The organism is Micromonospora sp. NPDC049903, assembly GCF_044460945.1.
Taxonomy (GTDB): domain Bacteria; phylum Actinomycetota; class Actinomycetes; order Mycobacteriales; family Micromonosporaceae; genus Micromonospora.
This window is the reverse complement of the sequence record NZ_JBITKL010000009.1, coordinates 84646-103230: the sequence shown is the minus strand read 5'-3', so window position 1 is coordinate 103230 and position 18585 is coordinate 84646. Positions and strand designations below refer to the sequence as shown.

14 protein-coding genes are annotated in these 18585 nt (G+C 72.9%); 6 read left to right on the top strand and 8 right to left on the bottom strand.

The window, feature by feature from the left end:
- Positions 1 to 16: 16 nt before the first annotated feature.
- Positions 17 to 2449: a glycogen debranching N-terminal domain-containing protein gene (locus ACIBO1_RS16645; RefSeq protein ID WP_396746999.1), complete on the bottom strand. Its 2433-nt coding sequence runs from the start codon at positions 2447 to 2449 to the stop codon at positions 17 to 19.
- 127 nt (positions 2450 to 2576) lie between these two features.
- Here ACIBO1_RS16645 and ACIBO1_RS16640 point away from each other — a divergent pair, with 127 nt between their 5' ends.
- Together ACIBO1_RS16640 and ACIBO1_RS16635 are read left to right on the top strand one after the other, a co-directional pair.
- Positions 2577 to 3359 (top strand): alpha/beta fold hydrolase, encoded by a 783-nt coding sequence (locus ACIBO1_RS16640; RefSeq protein ID WP_396746996.1) that lies wholly within the window; start codon positions 2577 to 2579, stop codon positions 3357 to 3359.
- Positions 3360 to 3460: 101 nt separating this feature from the next.
- Positions 3461 to 3847: a hypothetical protein gene (locus ACIBO1_RS16635; RefSeq protein ID WP_396746993.1), complete on the top strand. Its 387-nt coding sequence runs from the start codon at positions 3461 to 3463 to the stop codon at positions 3845 to 3847.
- Positions 3848 to 3868: 21 nt separating this feature from the next.
- On the opposite strand, the gene ACIBO1_RS16630 is transcribed toward ACIBO1_RS16635, so the two are convergent.
- The 5 genes from ACIBO1_RS16630 to ACIBO1_RS16610 form a co-directional block, all read right to left on the bottom strand.
- Positions 3869 to 5500, bottom strand: a complete 1632-nt coding sequence (locus tag ACIBO1_RS16630; protein WP_396746990.1) for a hypothetical protein — start codon at positions 5498 to 5500, stop codon at positions 3869 to 3871.
- Between the two features lie 144 nt (positions 5501 to 5644).
- Positions 5645 to 9034, bottom strand: a complete 3390-nt coding sequence (locus tag ACIBO1_RS16625) for a beta-L-arabinofuranosidase domain-containing protein (RefSeq protein ID WP_396746987.1) — start codon at positions 9032 to 9034, stop codon at positions 5645 to 5647.
- A 204-nt stretch (positions 9035 to 9238) separates the two neighbouring features.
- Positions 9239 to 10705: an FAD-dependent oxidoreductase gene (locus tag ACIBO1_RS16620; protein ID WP_396746984.1), complete on the bottom strand. Its 1467-nt coding sequence runs from the start codon at positions 10703 to 10705 to the stop codon at positions 9239 to 9241.
- Entirely contained in the window at positions 10702 to 10971 is a 270-nt protein-coding gene (locus ACIBO1_RS16615; RefSeq protein ID WP_396746981.1) for a (2Fe-2S)-binding protein, read from the bottom strand. Before ACIBO1_RS16615 ends, ACIBO1_RS16620 begins: the two co-directional genes overlap by 4 nt.
- On the bottom strand, positions 10968 to 12143 hold the full coding sequence (locus ACIBO1_RS16610; RefSeq protein WP_396746978.1) for an NAD(P)/FAD-dependent oxidoreductase: 1176 nt from the start codon (positions 12141 to 12143) through the stop codon (positions 10968 to 10970). Before ACIBO1_RS16610 ends, ACIBO1_RS16615 begins: the two co-directional genes overlap by 4 nt.
- Positions 12144 to 12281: 138 nt before the next feature.
- On the opposite strand from ACIBO1_RS16610, the gene ACIBO1_RS16605 reads away from it, so the two are divergent.
- The 4 genes from ACIBO1_RS16605 to ACIBO1_RS16590 are packed head-to-tail and all read left to right on the top strand — an operon-like array spanning position 12282 to position 15096.
- Entirely contained in the window at positions 12282 to 13178 is an 897-nt protein-coding gene (locus ACIBO1_RS16605; RefSeq protein WP_396746975.1) for a dihydrodipicolinate synthase family protein, read from the top strand.
- A gap of 19 nt (positions 13179 to 13197) precedes the next feature.
- Positions 13198 to 14208 carry a proline racemase family protein gene (locus ACIBO1_RS16600; RefSeq protein ID WP_396746972.1) on the top strand — a complete coding sequence of 337 codons (1011 nt, stop codon included), beginning with the start codon at positions 13198 to 13200 and terminating at the stop codon, positions 14206 to 14208.
- Positions 14209 to 14227: 19 nt separating this feature from the next.
- Positions 14228 to 14419, top strand: coding sequence for an aldehyde dehydrogenase family protein (locus ACIBO1_RS16595; protein WP_396746969.1), 192 nt, complete (start codon positions 14228 to 14230; stop codon positions 14417 to 14419).
- Entirely contained in the window at positions 14416 to 15096 is a 681-nt protein-coding gene (locus ACIBO1_RS16590; RefSeq protein WP_396746966.1) for a GntR family transcriptional regulator, read from the top strand. The genes ACIBO1_RS16595 and ACIBO1_RS16590 overlap by 4 nt, the downstream gene beginning before the upstream one ends.
- 14 nt (positions 15097 to 15110) lie before the next feature.
- On the opposite strand, the gene ACIBO1_RS16585 is transcribed toward ACIBO1_RS16590, so the two are convergent.
- Together ACIBO1_RS16585 and ACIBO1_RS16580 are read right to left on the bottom strand one after the other, a co-directional pair.
- A complete protein-coding gene (locus tag ACIBO1_RS16585; RefSeq protein WP_396746963.1) occupies positions 15111 to 16853 on the bottom strand; it encodes an ABC transporter ATP-binding protein in 1743 nt (580 codons plus the stop codon).
- The gene (locus ACIBO1_RS16580; RefSeq protein ID WP_396746960.1) at positions 16850 to 18538 is read right to left on the bottom strand and encodes an ABC transporter ATP-binding protein; all 1689 of its coding nucleotides are present in this window, start codon (positions 18536 to 18538) and stop codon (positions 16850 to 16852) included. The genes ACIBO1_RS16585 and ACIBO1_RS16580 overlap by 4 nt, the downstream gene beginning before the upstream one ends.
- Positions 18539 to 18585: the final 47 nt, after the last annotated feature.

Here is an 18585-nt window from a genome sequence, read left to right as displayed (position 1 = left end):
GTCCCCTCCTTGCACCTCAGGGCGTGCGGCGTGGACGGAAGGCGCGGCCCCGGCCCAGCGCGTCGGTGTACCCCCACCGACCGGGGATGTCGAGCAGTTCGATCTGGCCCATCTGTTCCGGCACCCCGGCCTCCACCGCCAGGTGGTTCGCGTACGGCTCCAGGCCGAGCAGCGTCCGCAGCACCATCAGGGGCGTACCGCTGGACGGGGCGTACGGGCTGTCGGCGAGCCCGTACGGCACCGGGACCTTGGTGGCGGCCCGGTCGTAGCCGGTGAGGTACGCGGGCAGCCGGCCGTCGAAGTAGCGGCTCGCCTCCAGCATCCCCTCGGCGATGCGCGCCGCCTCCGCACGGAATCCGGCCCGGCACAGCCCCCACGCGATGATCGAGTTGTCCCAGGGCCAGACCGCGCCGGTGTGCCGCCCGAGCGGGTTGTAGCCGGGTTCGTCCTCGGCGACGGTGCGGATGCCCCAGCCCGACCAGAGGCCGGGACCGAACAGGTGCCGCACCACGTCGTCGCGCCGCGACATCGGGACCATGTCGCTCCAGAGCAGGTGGCCCATGTTCGAGGCCAGCCCGTCCACCGGTCGGCCGTCGACGGAGAGCGCCACCGCGTAGTGCCCCCGCTCGGGCAGCCAGAAGTCCCGATCGAAGCGGTCCTGCAACTCGGCGGCCTCGCGGTCCAGTCTGTCGGCCCACTCCGGGTCCCCCCAGAACAGGCGCGCCATCCGGGCGGCCCGCCGTTTGGCGTCGTAGGTGTAGCCCTGGACCTCGCAGGTCGCCTGCGGGAACCCGGCCGGACGACCGTCGGCGAAGCAGATCGCCTGCGCCGAGCTGCGCCAGGTGCCGCCCACCTGCTCGGTGCGGCTGGTCTGGCACCCGGCCCAGACGTAACCGGTGCGATGCGGGTCGGCGTGGCCGTCGAGCCAGGCGATGGCCGCCCGCACCTCGTACTCGTACCCGCGTACCACGTCGGCGTCGCCGGTCCACCGCTCGTACTCGTCGAGCAGGATGACGAAGAGCGCGGTGGTGTCGACGGCGGTGAAGTTTGCCGACTCGGGGGTGTCGTTGAAGGCGGCCGAGTCGCCGTACCGGCACTCCTGGACGATCTTGCCCGGCTGTTCGCCCCGGAACGGGTCGTCGCGCGCACCCTGGGTCAGCGCCAGGATGCGCAGGGTCCGGGCCGCCCGTTCCGGCAGGAAGGGCAGCGCCTGGAAGCTGCTGACCAGGCTCTCCCGGACCAGCAGGGTCATCGACCAGGGCAGGCCGGTGGCGGGTAGCCCCTCGAGGTAGTTGAGGCCGGGGTAGTGCAGCGCGGCGAGGTCGTGCACGGACCGCTCGTACGCCCGTTGCAACGGCGCGTAGTCGGCGCGTAGCCGGGGTGCCGACGAGGTCAACCGGGTGATGTCGGTCAGGAGTCGGGTGTCGGCGCGCCCGGTCGAGCTGTTCAGCCGCTCCCGCAGGTCACGGCTGTGCAGGTCGCGGACGAGGGTCAGCACCCGCAGCCGGGTGCTCCAGGCGCTCTTGGCCTCGATCGTGACCGTGAAGGTCAACCCGTCCTCGTCGATGACGGCCGGTTCGCTGGCCGTGACCACGGTCTCCCGGTGCAGGCTCTCCCGCTTGTAGTGCAGCCGCAGGGTGTCGCGCTCGACCGTCGCGACCACCGGTCGGTCCCGGCGGAGGCCGCTGCGGACCTCGGGGACCTCGGCGAAGTCCGCAGCGACCGCCAGTCGCATGGTGTAGCGCACCGCTGCGGGCGCGTGGTTGAGCAGCGTGATCTCCTCCTGGAACTCCTTGTCCACCCGGCGTCGCCGCATGATCGAGGTGGTCGCGCTGACGTAGTGGGTGGGCTCGCCGGGCACCAGCCCGAACCGGGACTCCCAGGTGTGCACCGCGTCGTGGGAGAGCACCGAGAGTTGCTCCCCGTCGAGGGTCAGGTCCCAGGTCGACAGGAACCGGGTGTCGAAGAAGTAGAGGCCCATCGGCGTGGTCGGTGTGGTCCCGACGTTCCCGTTGGCTTCGCTGATCATGAACAGGCTGCCGGCGAAGATGCGGGTGGCCTGCTGGAGCCCGACCAGGCCGGGCTCGGCGAAGGCCGTACCCGGTTCGGCCGGCTCGGTGGCGCCACTGTAGGCGGCCACCGGCAGCAGCCGGCGGAAGAGGTGCATCAGGGCGAGGTCGCCCTCGACCGAGAGCACTCCCCGGAACAGCATCGAGACGAAGTGGTCGTGGCCGGCGAGGAGGCGCTCGAAGGAGGCCCGGCTCATCTCCACCCGGCAGTCGGCGTGGCTGCCGTCCCGGCGCGCGTGGACGCGGCCGTCGGCGAGCGTGACGAACCAGGTGTCGTCCCCGTCGAAGTCGAGGCGGAGCACCCCGGTGGGCGTGGTGGGCAGGCGGCCGGGCGGTGTCTCGGCCAGGCTCGCGAAGAAGCTGTCGAGCAGTCCGTCCACCTGCCCCTCCCCGTCCGCCCGCCGCGCCGGTAACACGTTAAATCGGACATACAACATATAATTGTCTTCTGGTGTGGGGCCGTGCTTCAGTGGAAGTGCGGACACATCGGTCCGGGGAGGTGCGACGGTGGACGGACGGATCGCGGCAGGGATGCGCTACCACACGTACGGGCCAGGACGGGGCGACACGTTCCTGCTCGTCCACGGCTGGTGCGGCGACCACACGTACCTGGAGCCCGTGGCCCGTCACCTGGCCGCCCGACCGGCCCGGGTGGTCGCCGTCGACATGCCCGGCCACGGCGACAGCCCACCCTCGCCCGACGGGTACGGCGTCGAGCAGATGGGCGGTCACCTGCGCGCCCTGGTCGAGGCGCTGGATCTGCGGCGGGTCACGGTGATCGGGCACAGCCTCGGCGGGGTCTGGTCGTTGGCCGCCGCAGCCGCCGACCGGAGTCGCTTCACCGGGCTGGTGATGCTCGATTCCGCGGTGGCCGGGCCGCCGGGGGCCGCCGAGTCGCTCGACCAGGTGGCCGAATCGCTGCGCGACGACACCTCGGGCGCAGCCCGGGAGAAGATCGTCCGCTCGTACTTCCGGCCCTACTCCGAGCCGCGCCTGGTGGAGCGGGTCGTCCGGGCGATGGGCCGACCCGCCACCGAGATCGCCTACGAGCCGATCGCCGGCCTGGCCGCGTACGTGCGGCAGGGCGCGGACGTGGCGGCGTTGACCACCTGGGCCCGGCCGTTGCTGATGATCGGCACCGACGCGCCGTTCGCCGACTACGCCCACCTCACCCGACTCGTCCCCGAGGCGCACATCGGGCAGACCGCAGGCTCCGGGCACTTCGTGCAACTGGAGGTGCCGGCACAGGTGAACGCGATGATCGACCGCCATCTGGAGATCACCCGCTGAGCGCGCCGCGCACGGGACGGGGCGACCGACGCCGGAGCGGGACACGCCGACCGGACGGCGCGCCACGGGCCGCCGCCGGGTCGGCCGATGACGGGGGAGCGGTGAGGACGGACGACGTACGGGCTCGGGCGCTGCTGCTGGCGGGAGTGCTGCTCGGCGCGGCCGGGATCTTCGACGCGGTCGCGGCCGGCGCCGACCTGACCGGTGACCGGTACGTCTCGATCGGCGAGGGCGTCGTCCACCAGCACGACATCACCGGGTGGGTCTGGCTGCGACTGGTCACCGCGGTGGGCACGGCACTGGCCGGGGCGCTCGTACCCCTCGGCCGCCGTTGGTCGACGGTGCTCGCGCTGGCCGCCGTGGCGGTCTTCGTCGTGCTGCACCTGTTCCTGTTCACCTACCACCCGGTGCAGACGGTGCTGGTGCTCGGGCCGGCACTGGCCGCCGCCCGGCTGGTGCTCCTGCACCGCTCCGGCCCAGCCCGCTGAACCGCGCCGGACCCGGCCCGGTCAGCGGGTCGGTCGGCAGACTTTCCCGGTGAAGGCGGGGTCGGGTTGCCGGAACGCTGCCCAGGCCGGGTTGGCCGCGATGGCCAGCGGTGGCGCCTGCCACGCGGCGCCGAGCCGCTGCAACAGCGGGTACTCGTCGCGCTCCTGCTGGATCGGCTCGCCGGAGAGGAAGGCGACCAGCCGGTTCTCGACCAGCGCGCGGTTCAGCAGGCCGCCGTGGACCCCGGGCATCTGGAACACCGGGATGTCGGAGTAGTCGCCGGGTGGCGCCTCGGCCGCGGTGCTGGTGGGGACGAAGGCGACCATCCGTACGCCGGGCACCGGGCACATGAGCTGGTTGCGGTAGAACGGCGCGTTGTCGACCAGCGAACGGATGAACGGCTCGTCCGGGCCGGTGCCCGGTCCACCGCCCTTGTGCAGCACGCCGAACATGACCCGCAACTGCCACCCGGTGACCACGCCCCAGCCCCGGTCCTGGTGCGGCGGCGGATAGTAGGCGCGTCCCGCGTTGATCAGCGGGCTGAACATCGCCAGCGCGTCGACCGCCGGATGGGCACCCTCCTCGAGGTAGGTGCGGGCGACCATGGCACCCTCGCTCTCGCCGATCAGCGCGATCGGCCGCCCGGTACGCCCGTGCAGCCGCTGCACCTGCTCGCCGAGCAGGCGTACGCTCTGCGCCACCGAGATCGTGGTGTCCGGCGGCCCGTACGGCAGGGGGGTGCCGTCCGGGGCCAGTCCCCGGTAGGAGAACCGCTCGACCCGGTCGTCGGCCGGTGCCTCGCCGCCGTACGCGGAGCCGTAGCCGGCGAGGACGATGACCGCCTGCGGCACCTCCGGCGGCAGCGGGTGGTCGAGCACCACCGCCTCGGCCCGCAGGTCCTTGCCTGGGACCGCGTGCACCAGCGGCGGGATGAGCAGCGGCACCGCCAGCGCGAGCACGGCCGCGACCGGGGTCGCCGGCAGCCACGCCAACCGGACCCGGGGCGCGCACAACGCGGCGTGCACCGTCCGGTCCCACAGCAACCCGTTCACCACCCCTGCGGCGGCGGCCACCGGCACCGTCCACCAGCCCGGCACGCTCCAACACAACGCACCGGCCATGGTCAGCACCACGAAGTTCAGCAGCGACCAGCCGACCAGGGACAGCGACGGCACTCCACGCCACCAGGGACCCACCACGGCGGCCCGTTGCAGGAACGGTGCCAGCAGGAACATCGGCAGCAGGGAGGCCAGCAGCACCCAGGACAGCGCCACCACCGACGCGGCCACCGAGATCAACGCCCACGGTGCCACGATCACCGCCACCAGCAGGGCCAGCCCGAGGCTGCGCCGCAGCAACCACCGCACCGGCGGTCGGGGCACCCCGTCCGGCCAGGCCAGCACCACCAGCACGGTGTGGAACACGCCCCGCGCCGCCACCACCACGCCGAACCAGAACAGGAACTTCGGCCAGGAATCGTGGTAGACGTACAGCCAGCGCAGGTCGTGGTAGGTGTCGTACGGCCAGACGGCCGAGGTCTGCGGCGCGAGCCCGGTGGCGGCGACGAAGCCCAGGGCGACCAGGACGGTGGCCTCGACGGTCGGCGACACGGCAGTGAGCAGCAGGAGTCCCGCCCGCCTGCGCTGCCGCATCCTGCCTCCCTGCCGTCTCCTCCCTGGCAGACTCCACCGGGAACGGCCGTCGTGTCGGGCAGTTCGGCAACTTCGCGGCGTGCAAGTGCTCGGCAGACCGGGTGACGACGCCCCGGCGGGGCGCCGCCACCCGGCAGGACACGCCTAGCCGAGCGCCGGGTACGGGGCCTCGATCTCGGTGACGATCTCCTCGCCGTCGACGGTGCCGGTGACCCGGACGGTGGCGGTCCCGGCCGGCACCGCCGCGCCGCGCGTGTTGAACTGCTGGAAGGCGGTCTTGCCCGGGGCGACGCCGGTCACCGTCCGCGAGCCGAAGGCGGTGACCAGCTCGATGGTGAGCGGCATCTGGTCGGCGTTGCGGGCGGAGACGGAGACGTAGGCGTTGCCGCCGATACGCTGCGTCTTCGCGGTGACCTCGACGTCGAACGAGGTCCCGGGGTCGAGTTCGGCCCTGGCCCGGGTGGCGTCGGCGACGATCCGGTCGCGTTGCGCGGCGGTGAAGACGTCCGCGTCGACGAACGCGTCGGCGATGCGGGTGACGGTCGTGACGAACTGGCTGTGGCCGGCGAACGGCGCTTCGTCCCAGAGCAGGTCGAGGAAGGTCGGACCGTCGGTGCCGGGTGACGGCACGCCGGTGACCGGCACGTCGTACGCGGGCAGGCCGTCGTTGCGCTTGTGGTTGGGTACGCCGGTGTCGATGCCGCCGAACACCACCGTCGGTTCGACCCGTCGGAAATACGACGAGACGGCCTGGGTGTCGGCGACGTAGTACGGCCGCAGGGTGAACCCGTGCGTGGCGAAGAGCTGGTCACCGGCGGCCGTGGTGCTGCTCGGGGTGATGGCGGCCCGGGTGTAGTCGCCGTCGCGCTTGAGATGGCGGTACAACGACAGTTCCCGGAAGGCGCCGCCACCGGGGTTGCCGAGGATCTGCAGCAGCACCGGTCCCCAGAACACGGCCTGGGTGTCGGGGCGGTCGATGGCGCGCTCGATCTGGATGCTGAACGGCATCCGGATGTCGACCGTGTCACCGGATCGCCAGGTGCGGCTCAGCGTCAGGTAGCTGCCCGGGGTGGCGCTGTGCTGGTGCGCGACCCCGTTGACGCTGACCTGGAAGCCCTTGCGCACCCAGGCCGGTACGCGGAGCTTGACGTCCAGCGGGCCACTGCCGTTGACGGTCAGCCGGACGTGGTCCTGGCGGGGGTACTCCGTCTCCTGTACGACCGTGAGGTCCTTCTCCGACCAGGTCAGGGTCGACGGCACGTACAGGTTGACCCAGAGGGTGGAGTCGTCGGCGGACTTGAAGTAGATCGTCTCCTGGTACTTGGTGTGGTTCTCGATGCCGGTCCCGCCGCAGCAGGTGCCGGTGTTGCCGTAGCCACGGGCGGCCCCCGGGGTCAACGGCTGGAAGTAGGTGACCTGCGGGTTGCTGACGGTGGTGGTGTCGGCGCGGGACCCGGCGATCTGGTTGATCAGACCCCGCTCGTAGTAGTCCAGGTACGCCGGGTCCTGCTCGTGGAAGAACAGGTTGCGGGCGAGTTTGATCAGGTTGTAGGTGGTGCAGGTCTCGGCGCCGCCCTGGGCGATCGAGTTGGCGATGTTGTCCCGGTTCTGGAACAGCTCGATGTTGTTGTTCGAGCCGGGGTAGTTGCCGCCGGTGCCGCCGTTGGCGTACGCGCGGTGCGGGACCACCATGCCGAAGAAGTTCTTGGCGGCCTGGAAGTACTCGGTGTCCCCGCTGTGCTCGTAGACGCGCAGGTAGCCGACGAACTGCGGCACGTGCGAGTTGGCGTGCAACCGGTCGGGCCGGCGCCGCCCCGGGTTGGTGGCCGCAGTGGTGACCAGGATGTCCCGGTTCTCCACGCAGGCGTCGAAGAGCGACTCGCGGTTGTCGAACAGCTTGGCGGTCTCCAGGTGCCGACTGTCGCCGGTGAGCGCGGAGATCTCGGGGAACACCTCGTTCGCGCCGCCGGTCTCACCGGCGATGTAGAGGTCCCACATGTAGTTCAGGTTGTCCCGGGTGATCGGCCCCGGGTAGCCGGGGTGGTTCTTGTCCCCGACCGTCAACGCCAGGTGCGCCCAGTTGGCCATCCTGGTCACCACGTCGAGCGCGGTGGCGTTGTCGGTGTGGTAGTACGCGTCGAGCAGACCCCGCATGATCTTGTGTTGGGTGTACCAGGGGGCCCAGGTGTTCGTTGCCGCGTTGCTGCCGTACACCGCCCACCTGGGCGGTCCGAGCCGCAGCACCGCATCCTCGGGGATGGCGCCGAGGTAACCGGGGTGGGTCGGTACCCACAGCTCGGTGCCCCCGCTCTGGGTGGCGACGATGCCGCCGTCGCGACCGTTGGGCGACGAGTCCAGGATCGTCGACCCGCCCTCCTCCTCGAACCGGTACCAGGCGATCGAGCCGCCACCGGTGCTGCCGGCGGGGGAGTCCTGGAGGGAGGCCACCTCCGGCGCGCTCAGCGCCCGGTCGAAGATGTGGAACTCGTCGATGGTGGCGTTGAGCATCGGGTCGCCGTACTGCGATCGTCCGATCCACCGGTTGCCGGGGTTCCCCAGGTTCGCCGGGCTCAGCGTCATGTTCGTGTTCTGGCCGGCCTGCACGCCGTTGACGTAGAGCGTGCCGGTGTTCTGGGTGAGCGTGACGGCCAGGTGCACCCACTGGTTGACGGGCAACGCGCTGGTGCCGTTGATCTGCTGTTCGCCGGTGCTGCCGCCGACCGTGATGGCGAACCGGGGAGCGTTCCCGGTCGACCCGGCGCGTGGGGCGAGGAACATGTTCACCGTGCTGTTCTGGCCGAAGTCGAACAGCCGGCTCCAGTTCTGCGTGGCCGCCAGGTTGACCCACGTCGCGATGGTGAAGTCGGTGAGCTGGCTGATCGCCTCCTGCGGCAGCGTCACGTGCTCGGCCCGGCTGGGCCCGCCCAGTCGCAGGCCGCTGCCGAACCGGCCGGTCACCCGGCCGATCTCGGGCTGCTCCGGCTCCTGCGGGTCCCCGCCCGGATCGCCGGTGCCCATCCGCGCCGTGATGGCCGCCTGGCAGGCGGCGAGTTCGCCGACCATCCAGTCGAGCTTGTTCTTGAAGATCGGTTCGCCCAGGTCGGCGTACCCCTGAGCGAGGGCGGTCATGAAGTGCCCGGCCCAGTGGCCGCTGAGCAGCCCGCCGTCCTCCCAGCCGCCGGGTGTGGTGACCCCGGCCGGGTTCGGCCGGCCCGCCTGGTTGTTGAACAGCACCAGGAAACGCCGCTCGTCGAGCTGCCGCAGGTAGTTCTTCATCCGGTCCCGCTTCTGCTGAAGCAGACCGTCGCCGAGCCGGACGTCACGGAGCTGGAACGGCCGGACCGGTGCGGTGCCGCCCGGACCGGGGTCGGCGACGACGCTGCCCGGGGCGGGCGAGCCGGGGCTCGAACCCGGGGCCGGCGCCGCCTGTGCGGCGGCCGGGAACGCCGCCGCAGTGGCGACCGCGGCCACTCCGGCGGCGGACACCTGCAGGACCTGACGTCGACTCACGGGGATCTCAACGGATTCAGCCACTTAGGATCGTCCTTCCAGGTGGGGTACGGCTCGACCGGTGCGGTGGCGCAGAGACGGATTGTCAGCGAGTGTGAGCGTTAACTTTTCGCTCGTCAATCCCTACGACCCGGTAAAGTGCGGACTTCGACACCTGCGGGAAACGAGGTGATGTTAGCGCTCACACACGCGGTCAACTGGGATTCCGGGCACTGTGGAGACGCCCTCTCAGCCGTGGTCGACGTCGGATCCGTCGTCCTCGGACGCGGCCAGCCGTCCCAGCGACAGCGGCGCGGCGATCGGTCGTTCCGCGAAGGCGCGCAGGTCCGCCTCGGTGACCGCCCGACCGGCGTACCGAGCGGTCAGGCAGGCGGTGGCGAAGCCGCACACCCGCCCCTGGCACCACCCCATCCCGGGCCGGGCCAGCAGCTTGACCGTCCGGGCCTCGGTGGCGCCCAACCCGGTCACGGCCTGCCGGATCTCGCCCGCGCCGACCTCCTCGCACCGGCAGAATACGGTCTCGTCGGCGCAGCGCACGAGCACGTCGGCGGGGACCGGGTAGGCCCGGTGCAGCGCGGCGGCGAACCGGCGCAGGGCGCGGCGTCGCCGACGCGCCGCCCGGTCCCCGGTCGGCGGTCCGTCGCCGAGCGAACCCGCCGCCGAGGCACCGGCGATCCGACCCTCCACCGTGGCCAGGTCGGCGCCGCCGACGCCGGTGGCCTCACCGGCCGCCCACACCCCGGCGACACTCGTCGCCTGGTCCTCGTCGACGGAGAGCACCAGGCTCCGGTCGGCGTCGACCCGGGTCGCGCACCCGAGCTGAAGTGCCAGGTCGAGCTGCGGTGTGAAGCCCCAACCGACCGCCAACACGTCGCAGTCGATCCGCCGCTCGGAGCCGGTGCGGATCCGGCCGTCCCGGCCCCGCCGGCCGACGATGACACCGGTCAGCCGGTCCGTGCCGGTCGCCCGCAGCACCACGTGCCGGTGCCGGACCGGCACCCGGTGCCGCAGCAGCCGGGCGGCGTACCCGGCGGCCTCGCCGAACTTGCCGGCCACGCCGAGCAGCGCGCGGGGATGCCGGGCGAGGCCGAGCGGACCGTGCGCCTCCAACACCGCCGCCACCCGCGCGCCGTACCGGGCCAGACCGTCGGCGACCGGCAGCAGGAACGGGCCGGTGCCGGCCACCACCACCCGCCGTCCGGGTACGACGAGGTGCCCCTTGAGCAGCGTCTGCGCGCCGCCCGCCGTGAGCACGCCGGGCAGGTCCCAGCCGGGGAAGGGCAGTTGCCGGTCGTACGCGCCGGTGGCGAGGACGAGTCGGCGGGCGGTGACGGTCACCGGGGCGGGGGTGCCGTGCTTGCGGGGCTCGGCGCCTACCAGGCAGCGCAGCGCCCAGCCGTCGCCCTCCGGCGTGACCGACCAGACGTGGTGCCCGGCCAGCCGGACGACCCGACCGGCGTCGGCCAGCGTGGCGAGACGGTCCACGGTGGAGGTGAACCGCGTCCATCCGTGGTGCAGGGTGGTCGGCCGGAAGCGGCCGACGCCGGGAGCGGGGGAGCGCCAGTACTGCCCGCCGGGGCGTACGCCCGCGTCGACGATCGCCACCCGGGCCCCGGCCTCGGCCGAGGCCAGCGCGGCGGCCAGTCCCGCCGGGCCGGCCCCGACGACCGCCACGTCCACGTCTGTGCCGGTCATCGTCCGGTGCCCTGCTGGGTGCGGACGTCGTCGCCCGGGGCGGCCGGCACCAGGCAGGCGCGCAGCGACGGTTGCCCGTTGACGGTCAGCAGGCAGTCGAAGCAGATCCCGATGCCGCAGAACAGCCCCCGAGGTCGCCCGCCGAGCCGGGTGTCCCGCCAGGACCGCACCCCGGCGGCGGTGAGGGCGGCACCGACGGTCCAGCCGTCGCGGCAGGGCACCGGCGTGCCGTCCAGGAGGATCTCGAACTCGTCGGGGTGGCTCACCGGGACACCTCCGGGTCGAACCGGTCCGGGCGGAACGGGGTCAGGTCCAGCTCGGTCGGCGTGCCGAGCAGGCTCTGCGTGACCAGGCGCGCGGTGCCCGGGGCCAGGCCGATACCGGCACCCTCGTGACCGCAGGCGTGGTGCAGCCCGGGTGCGCGAGGATCCGGGCCGATCACCGGCAGATGGTCGGGACAGTACGGCCGGAAGCCCTGGTACGCGCGGATCACCGCGACGTCGCGCAGCACCGGGAAGAGGCGTATCGCACCGGCGGCGAGCTGCCGCAGGGCCGGGACCGAGACGCTCCGGTCGAAACCGACGCGTTCCCGGCTGGCGCCGATGAGCACCGTGCCGGCCCGGGTGCCCTCGACCACCGTGGAGGTCCGTAGCGCGGCCGAGTCGCTGGCCACGTCGGCGACGTAGTCGGCGAGGTACACCTTGTGCCGGATCAGCGCCGGGAGCGGCTCGGTCACCAGGATGTAGCCGCGTCGGGGCGCGATCGGCAACGCGACGTCGGCCAGCGCGGCGACCTCGCCGGCCCAGGTGCCGGCGGCGTTGAGCACGGCGGCGGCGGGGATGTCGCGTCGCGGCGTCCGCACGCCGACCACCCGTGGCCCGTCCCGCAGCAGGCCGGTGACCGGCTCGTGCGGCAGCACGGTGGCGCCGTCGCGGCGGGCCAGCCGCAGCAGGTGGGCGGCGGCGAGCATCGGCTGCACCTGCATGTCCTGTGGGTACCGGTAGCCGCCGGTGAGGTCGTCGCTCAGGTGAGGTTCGTGCTCCCGCAGCCGGTCCCGGTCGGCCGCGACCGCCTCGACGCCGAGGTCGCGTTGCCGCGCGGCGAGCCGGGCCAGGCCGTCCAGGGACGCCCGGTCGGTGGCGACCACCAGCCCGCCCTTGGCCTCCATCTCCACCAGCTCACCGAAGGTCGTGCCCCGCACCGGCAGTTCGGCCAGGGCGCGCCACTGCCGGTGCGAGTGCAGCGCGAGGTCGAGTTCCGGGCCCGGTTCCTTGTCGGAGACGAGGATGTTCCCCTCGCCCGCCCCGGTGGTGCCGCCGACGATCGGTCCACTGTCCACGACGGTGACCGACAGGCCCGCCCGGCTCGCGTGATACGCGCAGGCCGCCCCGACGATGCCCGCGCCCACCACGACCAGGTCCACCGCTCCGCTACGCACGCGACCACCGGCCCGATCGGACGGTGCCGCAGGGGCGGGGCGCGGGCATGGCACCTCCGACGTCGAGGGCTGGAGAGCGGTGGGACGCCGTTGTAATGTGTGACATTGTACTGGCCGGCACGGATAAGGAGCACCCCGATGCCCCCTCGGTCGAGACCATGGCACGGCGTCCTGGTGGCCACCACGGTGCCGCTCGACGACCGACTCGCGGTCGACGTCGACCGGTACGCCGAGCACGTCCGCTGGCTCGCCGACGAGGGCTGCGACGGGGTCGTGCCGAACGGCTCGCTCGGTGAATACCAGACCCTCACCCCCGAGGAGCGCAGCACGCTGGTCCGGGTCGCGGTCGACGCGGCTCCGGACGGCTTCACCGTGATGCCCGGCATCTCCGCGTACGGCGCCATCGAGGCGCGGCGGTGGGCCGAGGACGCCGCCGAGGCCGGGTGCGCGGCGGTGATGCTGCTGCCGCCGAACGCCTACCGGGCCGACGAACGGGCCGTGGTGGCGCACTACCGCGAGGTCGCCAAGGTCGGCGTGCCGGTGGTCGCGTACAACAATCCCATCGACACCAAGGTCGACCTCACCCCGGAGCTGCTCGCCCGCCTGCACGGCGAGGGCCTGATCGTCGGCGTCAAGGAGTTCACCGGCGACGTCCGCCGCGCCTACCGGATCGCCGAGGCGGCACCCGGCCTGGACCTGATCGCCGGTGCCGACGACGTCACCCTGGAACTCGCCGTGGCCGGCGCGCCCGGCTGGATCGCCGGGTACGTCAACGCGCTGCCCCGGGCCTGCGTCCGGCTCTTCGACGCGGCTGCCGACGGCGACCTGGCCACCGCGTTGCCGCTCTACCGCGCGCTGCACCCGTTGCTGCGCTGGGACTCGCGGACCGAGTTCGTGCAGGCCATCAAGCTCTCGATGGACGTGGTCGGACGCTACGGTGGGCCGTGCCGCCCGCCCCGGGTGCCCCTCACGCCGGAACATGAGCGCATCGTTCGGGAGGCCACCGAGAAGGCGGTGGCGGCCGGCGGTCGGTGACGGGAAGGGCGGTAGGGCGATGCGCAGCACACGGGTGTTCCACGCGGTCGACTCGCACACCGAGGGAATGCCGACCCGGGTGATCACCGGCGGGATCGGCGTGGTCCCCGGTGACTCGATGGCGCAGCGGCGTCGGTACTTCGTCGCCCACCTCGACCACCTGCGCACCCTGCTGATGTGCGAGCCGCGCGGGCACGCCGCGATGAGCGGGGCGATCCTGCAACCGCCCACCCGGCCCGACGCCGACTGGGGCGTGCTCTTCATCGAGGTCAGCGGCTGCCTGCCGATGTGCGGACACGGCGCCATCGGGGTGGCCACCGTCCTGGTGGAGACCGGCATGGTCACCGTCACCGAGCCGACCACCGTGATCCGGCTCGACACCCCGGCCGGGCTGGTGGTGGTCGACGTGGCGGTCCGCGACGGGCATGCCGAGTCGGTGACCCTGCGCAACGTGCCTGCCTTCGTGTCGGAGCTGGACGCCACGGTCGACGTGCCCGACTTCGGTCCGGTCACCCTGGACCTCGCCTTCGGCGGCAACTTCTATGCCGTCGTCGACCTCGACCGGCTCGGGATCGCCTTCACGCCGACCGATCCTCAGGTCCGGCAGCGGATGCTCGACGCCGGGCTGGCCATCATGGACGCGGTCACCGACCAGCTCCGGCCGGTGCATCCGGAGGACCCGACGATCGCCGGCTGCCACCACGTCTACCTCGCCGCACCGGGCTCGGACGCCCGGCACTCGCGGCACGCCATGGCCATCCACCCCGGCTGGTTCGACCGCTCACCCTGCGGCACCGGGACCTCGGCCCGGATGGCCCAACTGCACGCCCGGGGCGAGTTGGCGCTCGGCGCCGACTTCGTCAACGAGTCGCTGATCGGCAGCCGCTTCGTCGGACGGCTGCTGGACCACACCACCGTGGCGGACCGACCGGCCGTGATCCCGACGGTCACCGGCCGCGCCTGGATCACCGGCACCGCCCAGTACCTTCTCGACCCCACCGACCCGTTCCCCGCCGGCTTCCAGCTCTGACCAGCACTGGAGTTCTCACATGTCCGTCGTCGTGTCCGCCTGCCTCCAGCGCCCGGAGGACACGGTCGTCTCGGTGCCCGCCGCGACCACCGAGGACGTCTGCACGGCCGCCGAGGCGGCCCGCGCCGCCCAGCGCGGCTGGGCGGCGGCACCTCCTGCCGGGCGGTCGGCGGCGCTGCACGCCGCCGGCGAGAAGGAGACGTGGTGGTGACTGACGCCTTGGAGTTGCCGGCCCTGGGGGCGCGTACGAGCCTGCGCGGGCAGGTCGCGCACGCGCTGCGGGCCGCGCTGGTGGCCGGCCAGATGCGCCCCGGCGAGGTCTACTCCGCACCGACGCTCGCCGCCCGACTCGGCGTCTCCGCCACACCGGTCCGGGAGGCGATGCTCGACCTGGTCAAGGAGGGCCTGGTCGAGACCGTGCGGAACAAGGGTTTCCGGGTCACCGAACTGTCCGACCGGGAACTCGACAACCTGACCGAGATCCGCCAGTTGATCGAGGTGCCGACCACTGTGCGGGTGATCGGTGTGGCCACCGCCGAGGACGTCGCGCGGCTGCGGCCGATCGCCCACCGGATCGTCGAGGTGGCCGAACGCAAGGACCTGATCGCCTACATCGAGCACGACCGCCGGTTCCACCTGGAACTGCTCGCGTTGGCCGGCAACAGCCACCTGGTCTCGCTCGTCGGTGAGCTGCGGGCGAGGTCGCGGCTGTTCGGGCTGACCCGGCTCGCCGAGACCGGGGAACTGGTGCCCTCTGCCCGCGAGCACGTCGAGATGCTCGACCTGATCGAGGCGGGCGACCGGACCGGACTGGAACGGCTGATGCGCGTGCACATCGGCCACGTACGCGGCCGGTGGGCCGGTCGGGCGGAACCGACCGCCGACTGAGCGGTGGGCGTACGTCAGCGCTGCCAGGCGGCCCAGAGTTCGGCGTACCGGCCGCCCGCGGCGACGAGTTCCGCCGGGGTGCCCAGCTCGACGATCCGCCCGTGCGCCATCACCGCGATCCGGTCACAGCTCTGCGCCTGGGTCAGCCGGTGCGCGACCACCACGGCGGTGCGGCCCCGCACCAGGGCGGCACTGGCCAGCTCCAGTTGCCGGGCACCGGCGCTGCCCGCCTCGGCACTCGCCTCGTCGAGCACCACGATCGGCGGGTCGAGCAGTGCGACCCGGGCCAGCGCCACCTGTTGCGCCTGCCCGGGGGTGACCGGGTGGTCACCCTCACCGACCGGGGTGTGCAGCCCCTCCGGCAGCGCGGCGACCCACTGGTCGGCCCCGACCAGCCGCAGCGCGTCCCACAGCTCCTCCTCGGAGGCGTGCGGCGCGGCCAGGCGCAGGTCCTCGGCGAGCGTGCCGGCGAAGACGTGCACCTCCTGGGTGACGACGCCGACGGTGCGCCGCAGCTCCGCCGGATCCAGGTCGGCGATCGGCCGACCGCCGAGCAGGACCTCGCCCTCGGCGGCCGGGAACACCCCGCCGAGGATGGCCGCCAGCGTCGTCTTGCCGGCGCCGCTCTCGCCGACCACGGCCAGCGACTCGCCCTCGGCGATCTCCACCGAGACGTCGTGCACGACGGTGGGCCCGCCGGGGTAGCGGTGCCCGATCGACTTGGCGCCGATCCCGCCCGCCGGTCGATCGCCGGTGCCCGCGCGGGACTCCGGCACGTCGAGTCCGGTGATACCGACCAGCCGGGCCAGCGCGGCCCCGGCCGACTGCACGTCGTTGAACGAGATCAGCAGCATGCCGAGCGGGCCGAAGAGCCGGTGGAACAGCAGTGCGGCGGCGGTGACGTCACCCACGCTGCTCTCGCCCGCGCGGACCAGCAGGAAGCCGGCGAGCAGGACGGCGGTGAGTCCGATCGCCTCCGCGTAGTTCATCATGTTCGCGAACCACAGGAATCCGCGTACCGCCCGCAGGCGCGCGGTGACCGCGTTGCGCGACGCTCCGTCCACCCGCTGGCCCTGCCGCTGCGCCATACCGTAGGCGTGCACCGTCCGCGCGCCGGTGAACGTGGTCAGCAGGCTCTGCGTCCGCACCGCCGCCGCCTCGCGCTCGGCGGCGTAGAGCCGCTTCGCCTGGGGCACGAACCGACGCAGGCTCAGCACGTGCACCGGGAAGACGACCAGGAACGCCAGCGCGATCCGCCAGTCCAGGGTGGCGAAACCGGCGAAGGTGATGACGACGGTGACCAGGGCGGTGAAGATCCCGGCGGCCAGCCGGACCGAGTCGGTGACCTGTTCCACGTCGTCGGTCACCCGGGCGGCGACGTCGCCGGAGCCGGCGCTCTCCAACCGCGCCGAGTCCATCCGCAGGGCCCGGTCGAGCACCTCTTCCCGCAGGTCGGCGCAGGCGCGCATGCCCCACTCGGTGACCAGCCACCGCGACACGCCGGTCAGTACGGCGGCCAGCAGGCCGGTGCCGAGGATCCAGGCCGAGGTCGTCAGCAACGCGTCGACGGTGCCGCCCGCGACGACCAGGTCGACCAGTCGGCCGAGCAGGATCGGCACCACCACGGCCGCAGCGCTGGCCGCCACGGACGTCAGGACCGACGTCCAGGCCAGCAGCGGATAGCGGCGCAGGTTGCGCCAGAAAACGGCCAGGGTCTCCCGGCCGGAGGCGACCGGCAGCATCGTCGTCGCGCTCATCGCAGGACCACCTCGGCGTACGCGGACTGGGTGAGCAGGTCCCGGTGCGATCCGACGGCGGCCACCCGCCCGGCGTCCAGGAAGACGACGCGGTCGCACCGGTCGAGCAGCGGCGCGCTGGTGGTGACCAGCACGGTGGCCCGGTCGTCCCCGGCCCGACGGGAGCGGATCCCCTCGGCGATGGCGTGCTCGGTCACCGCGTCGACCGCCGTGGTCGGATCGCGGAACACGGTGACCGGCCGGTCGGCGAGCAGCGCCCGGGCCAGGGCGATCCGCTGCCGTTGCCCGCCGGAGAGGTTCAGCCCGTGGTCGAGCAGCTCGCGGTCCAGGCCGGTGCCGCCCTCGGCGAGCAGGTCGTCGACGGAGGCCGCCGCCATGCTCTGCCGCAGCGCCGTGTCGTCCCGGTCGTCACCGCTCTGCAACACCTCGCGCAGGGTGCCGCCGAACAGGTCGACCGCGTGCGGCTCGACGAGCACCACCTGCCGCAGCGAGGCCGCGTCGAGGTCGCCGACCGGCGTACCGGCCAGGGTCACCTCGCCCCGCTCCGGTGCCCGTGCCCCGGCCAGGAGGTCGGTGACGTCGTCGGCGGTGGTGGTCTGCCCGGTCACGACCCCGAGCACTTCGCCGGGCCGTACTTCGAGACTGGCGCCGTCCAGGCCCGAGGTGTGCACCTCGGCGAGGACCAGCGGACCGGGCTGCGCCGCCCGTACGCCGGAGGTGGCGCGCTCGGGCGCGGCCAGCACCTCGGCGACCCGGGTCGCGCTGGCCCTCGCGGTGGCCAGCCGGAAGACGCAGTCGGCCAGGTTGAGCACCGGGTCGGTGATGAACGCGGCCAGGCCCACGATGGTGATGAGCTGCCCGACCGTGATCCGCCCCTGGAGGGCGAACCAGCCGGCGAGGGCGGCCACCACGGTGATCAGCAGGCCGGTGGTGAACGTCGACACGCCGACGAACGCGGCACCGGCCTTGACCGCGCCGACGTTGGCGCGCAGCGAGGTGCGGCTGGCGGTCCGGTAGCGTCGCGACGCCTCGTCGACGCCGCCGAACCCGCGCAGCGGCCGGAGCCCGCGCAGCAGGTCCGACGCGGTCGCGGCGGCCCGGCCGATGGCCTGCTGCTGGGCCGAGGTGTGGCGTTCCACGACCGGCCCGAGCGCGTGCAGGCCGAGCACCAGCACCGGGATGCCGATGACCAGCCCGAGTCCGAGCGTCCAGTCGATCCGCAGCAGGACGATCGTGGAGACGACCAGCCCGAGCAACGCGGACACCACCCGGCTGCCCAGCTCCAGCGAATCGGCGGCGGCCTGGGTGTCGGTGGTGGCGATGGAGAGCAGCTCACCGCTCTGGCGGCTGGTGCGGATGCCCTGGCCGCCCAGCAGTCGCCGGACCACGCGCATCCGCAGGACGTGCGACTCCTCGGTCACCGCCCGGGACAGGAACCAGAACCCGGACCGCCAGCCCATGGTCAGCGCGGTGAACAACACGAAGATCCCCAGGACCGACCAGATCATCGCCGAGGGCGACCCGGTGCTCACCGCCTGGTCGATGACCAGGCCGATGGCCACCGGGACCAGCGCCTCACACACCTGGTGCAGCGACCAGAAGGCGGTGCAGAGTGCGGTGTCCCGGCGCTGCCGCCAGAACATCTCGCCGAACAACCGGCCGGTCGGGCTGACTCGCACGGTCACCTCACCCGCCGTCGGTCGGTGCGGCGGATCCCCGCCGTCGGCTGTGC

Excerpts from the sequence above, each read along its gene's own strand:
- ACIBO1_RS16620 (WP_396746984.1), bottom strand. The coding sequence starts at position 10,705 with ATGACCGGCACAGACGTGGACGTGGCGGTCGTCGGGGCCGGCCCGGCG.
- ACIBO1_RS16600 (WP_396746972.1), top strand. The coding sequence starts at position 13,198 with ATGCGCAGCACACGGGTGTTCCACGCGGTCGACTCGCACACCGAGGGA.
- ACIBO1_RS16595 (WP_396746969.1), top strand. The coding sequence starts at position 14,228 with ATGTCCGTCGTCGTGTCCGCCTGCCTCCAGCGCCCGGAGGACACGGTC.
- ACIBO1_RS16585 (WP_396746963.1), bottom strand. The coding sequence starts at position 16,853 with ATGAGCGCGACGACGATGCTGCCGGTCGCCTCCGGCCGGGAGACCCTG.
- ACIBO1_RS16630 (WP_396746990.1), bottom strand. The coding sequence starts at position 5,500 with ATGCGGCAGCGCAGGCGGGCGGGACTCCTGCTGCTCACTGCCGTGTCG.
- ACIBO1_RS16605 (WP_396746975.1), top strand. The coding sequence starts at position 12,282 with ATGCCCCCTCGGTCGAGACCATGGCACGGCGTCCTGGTGGCCACCACG.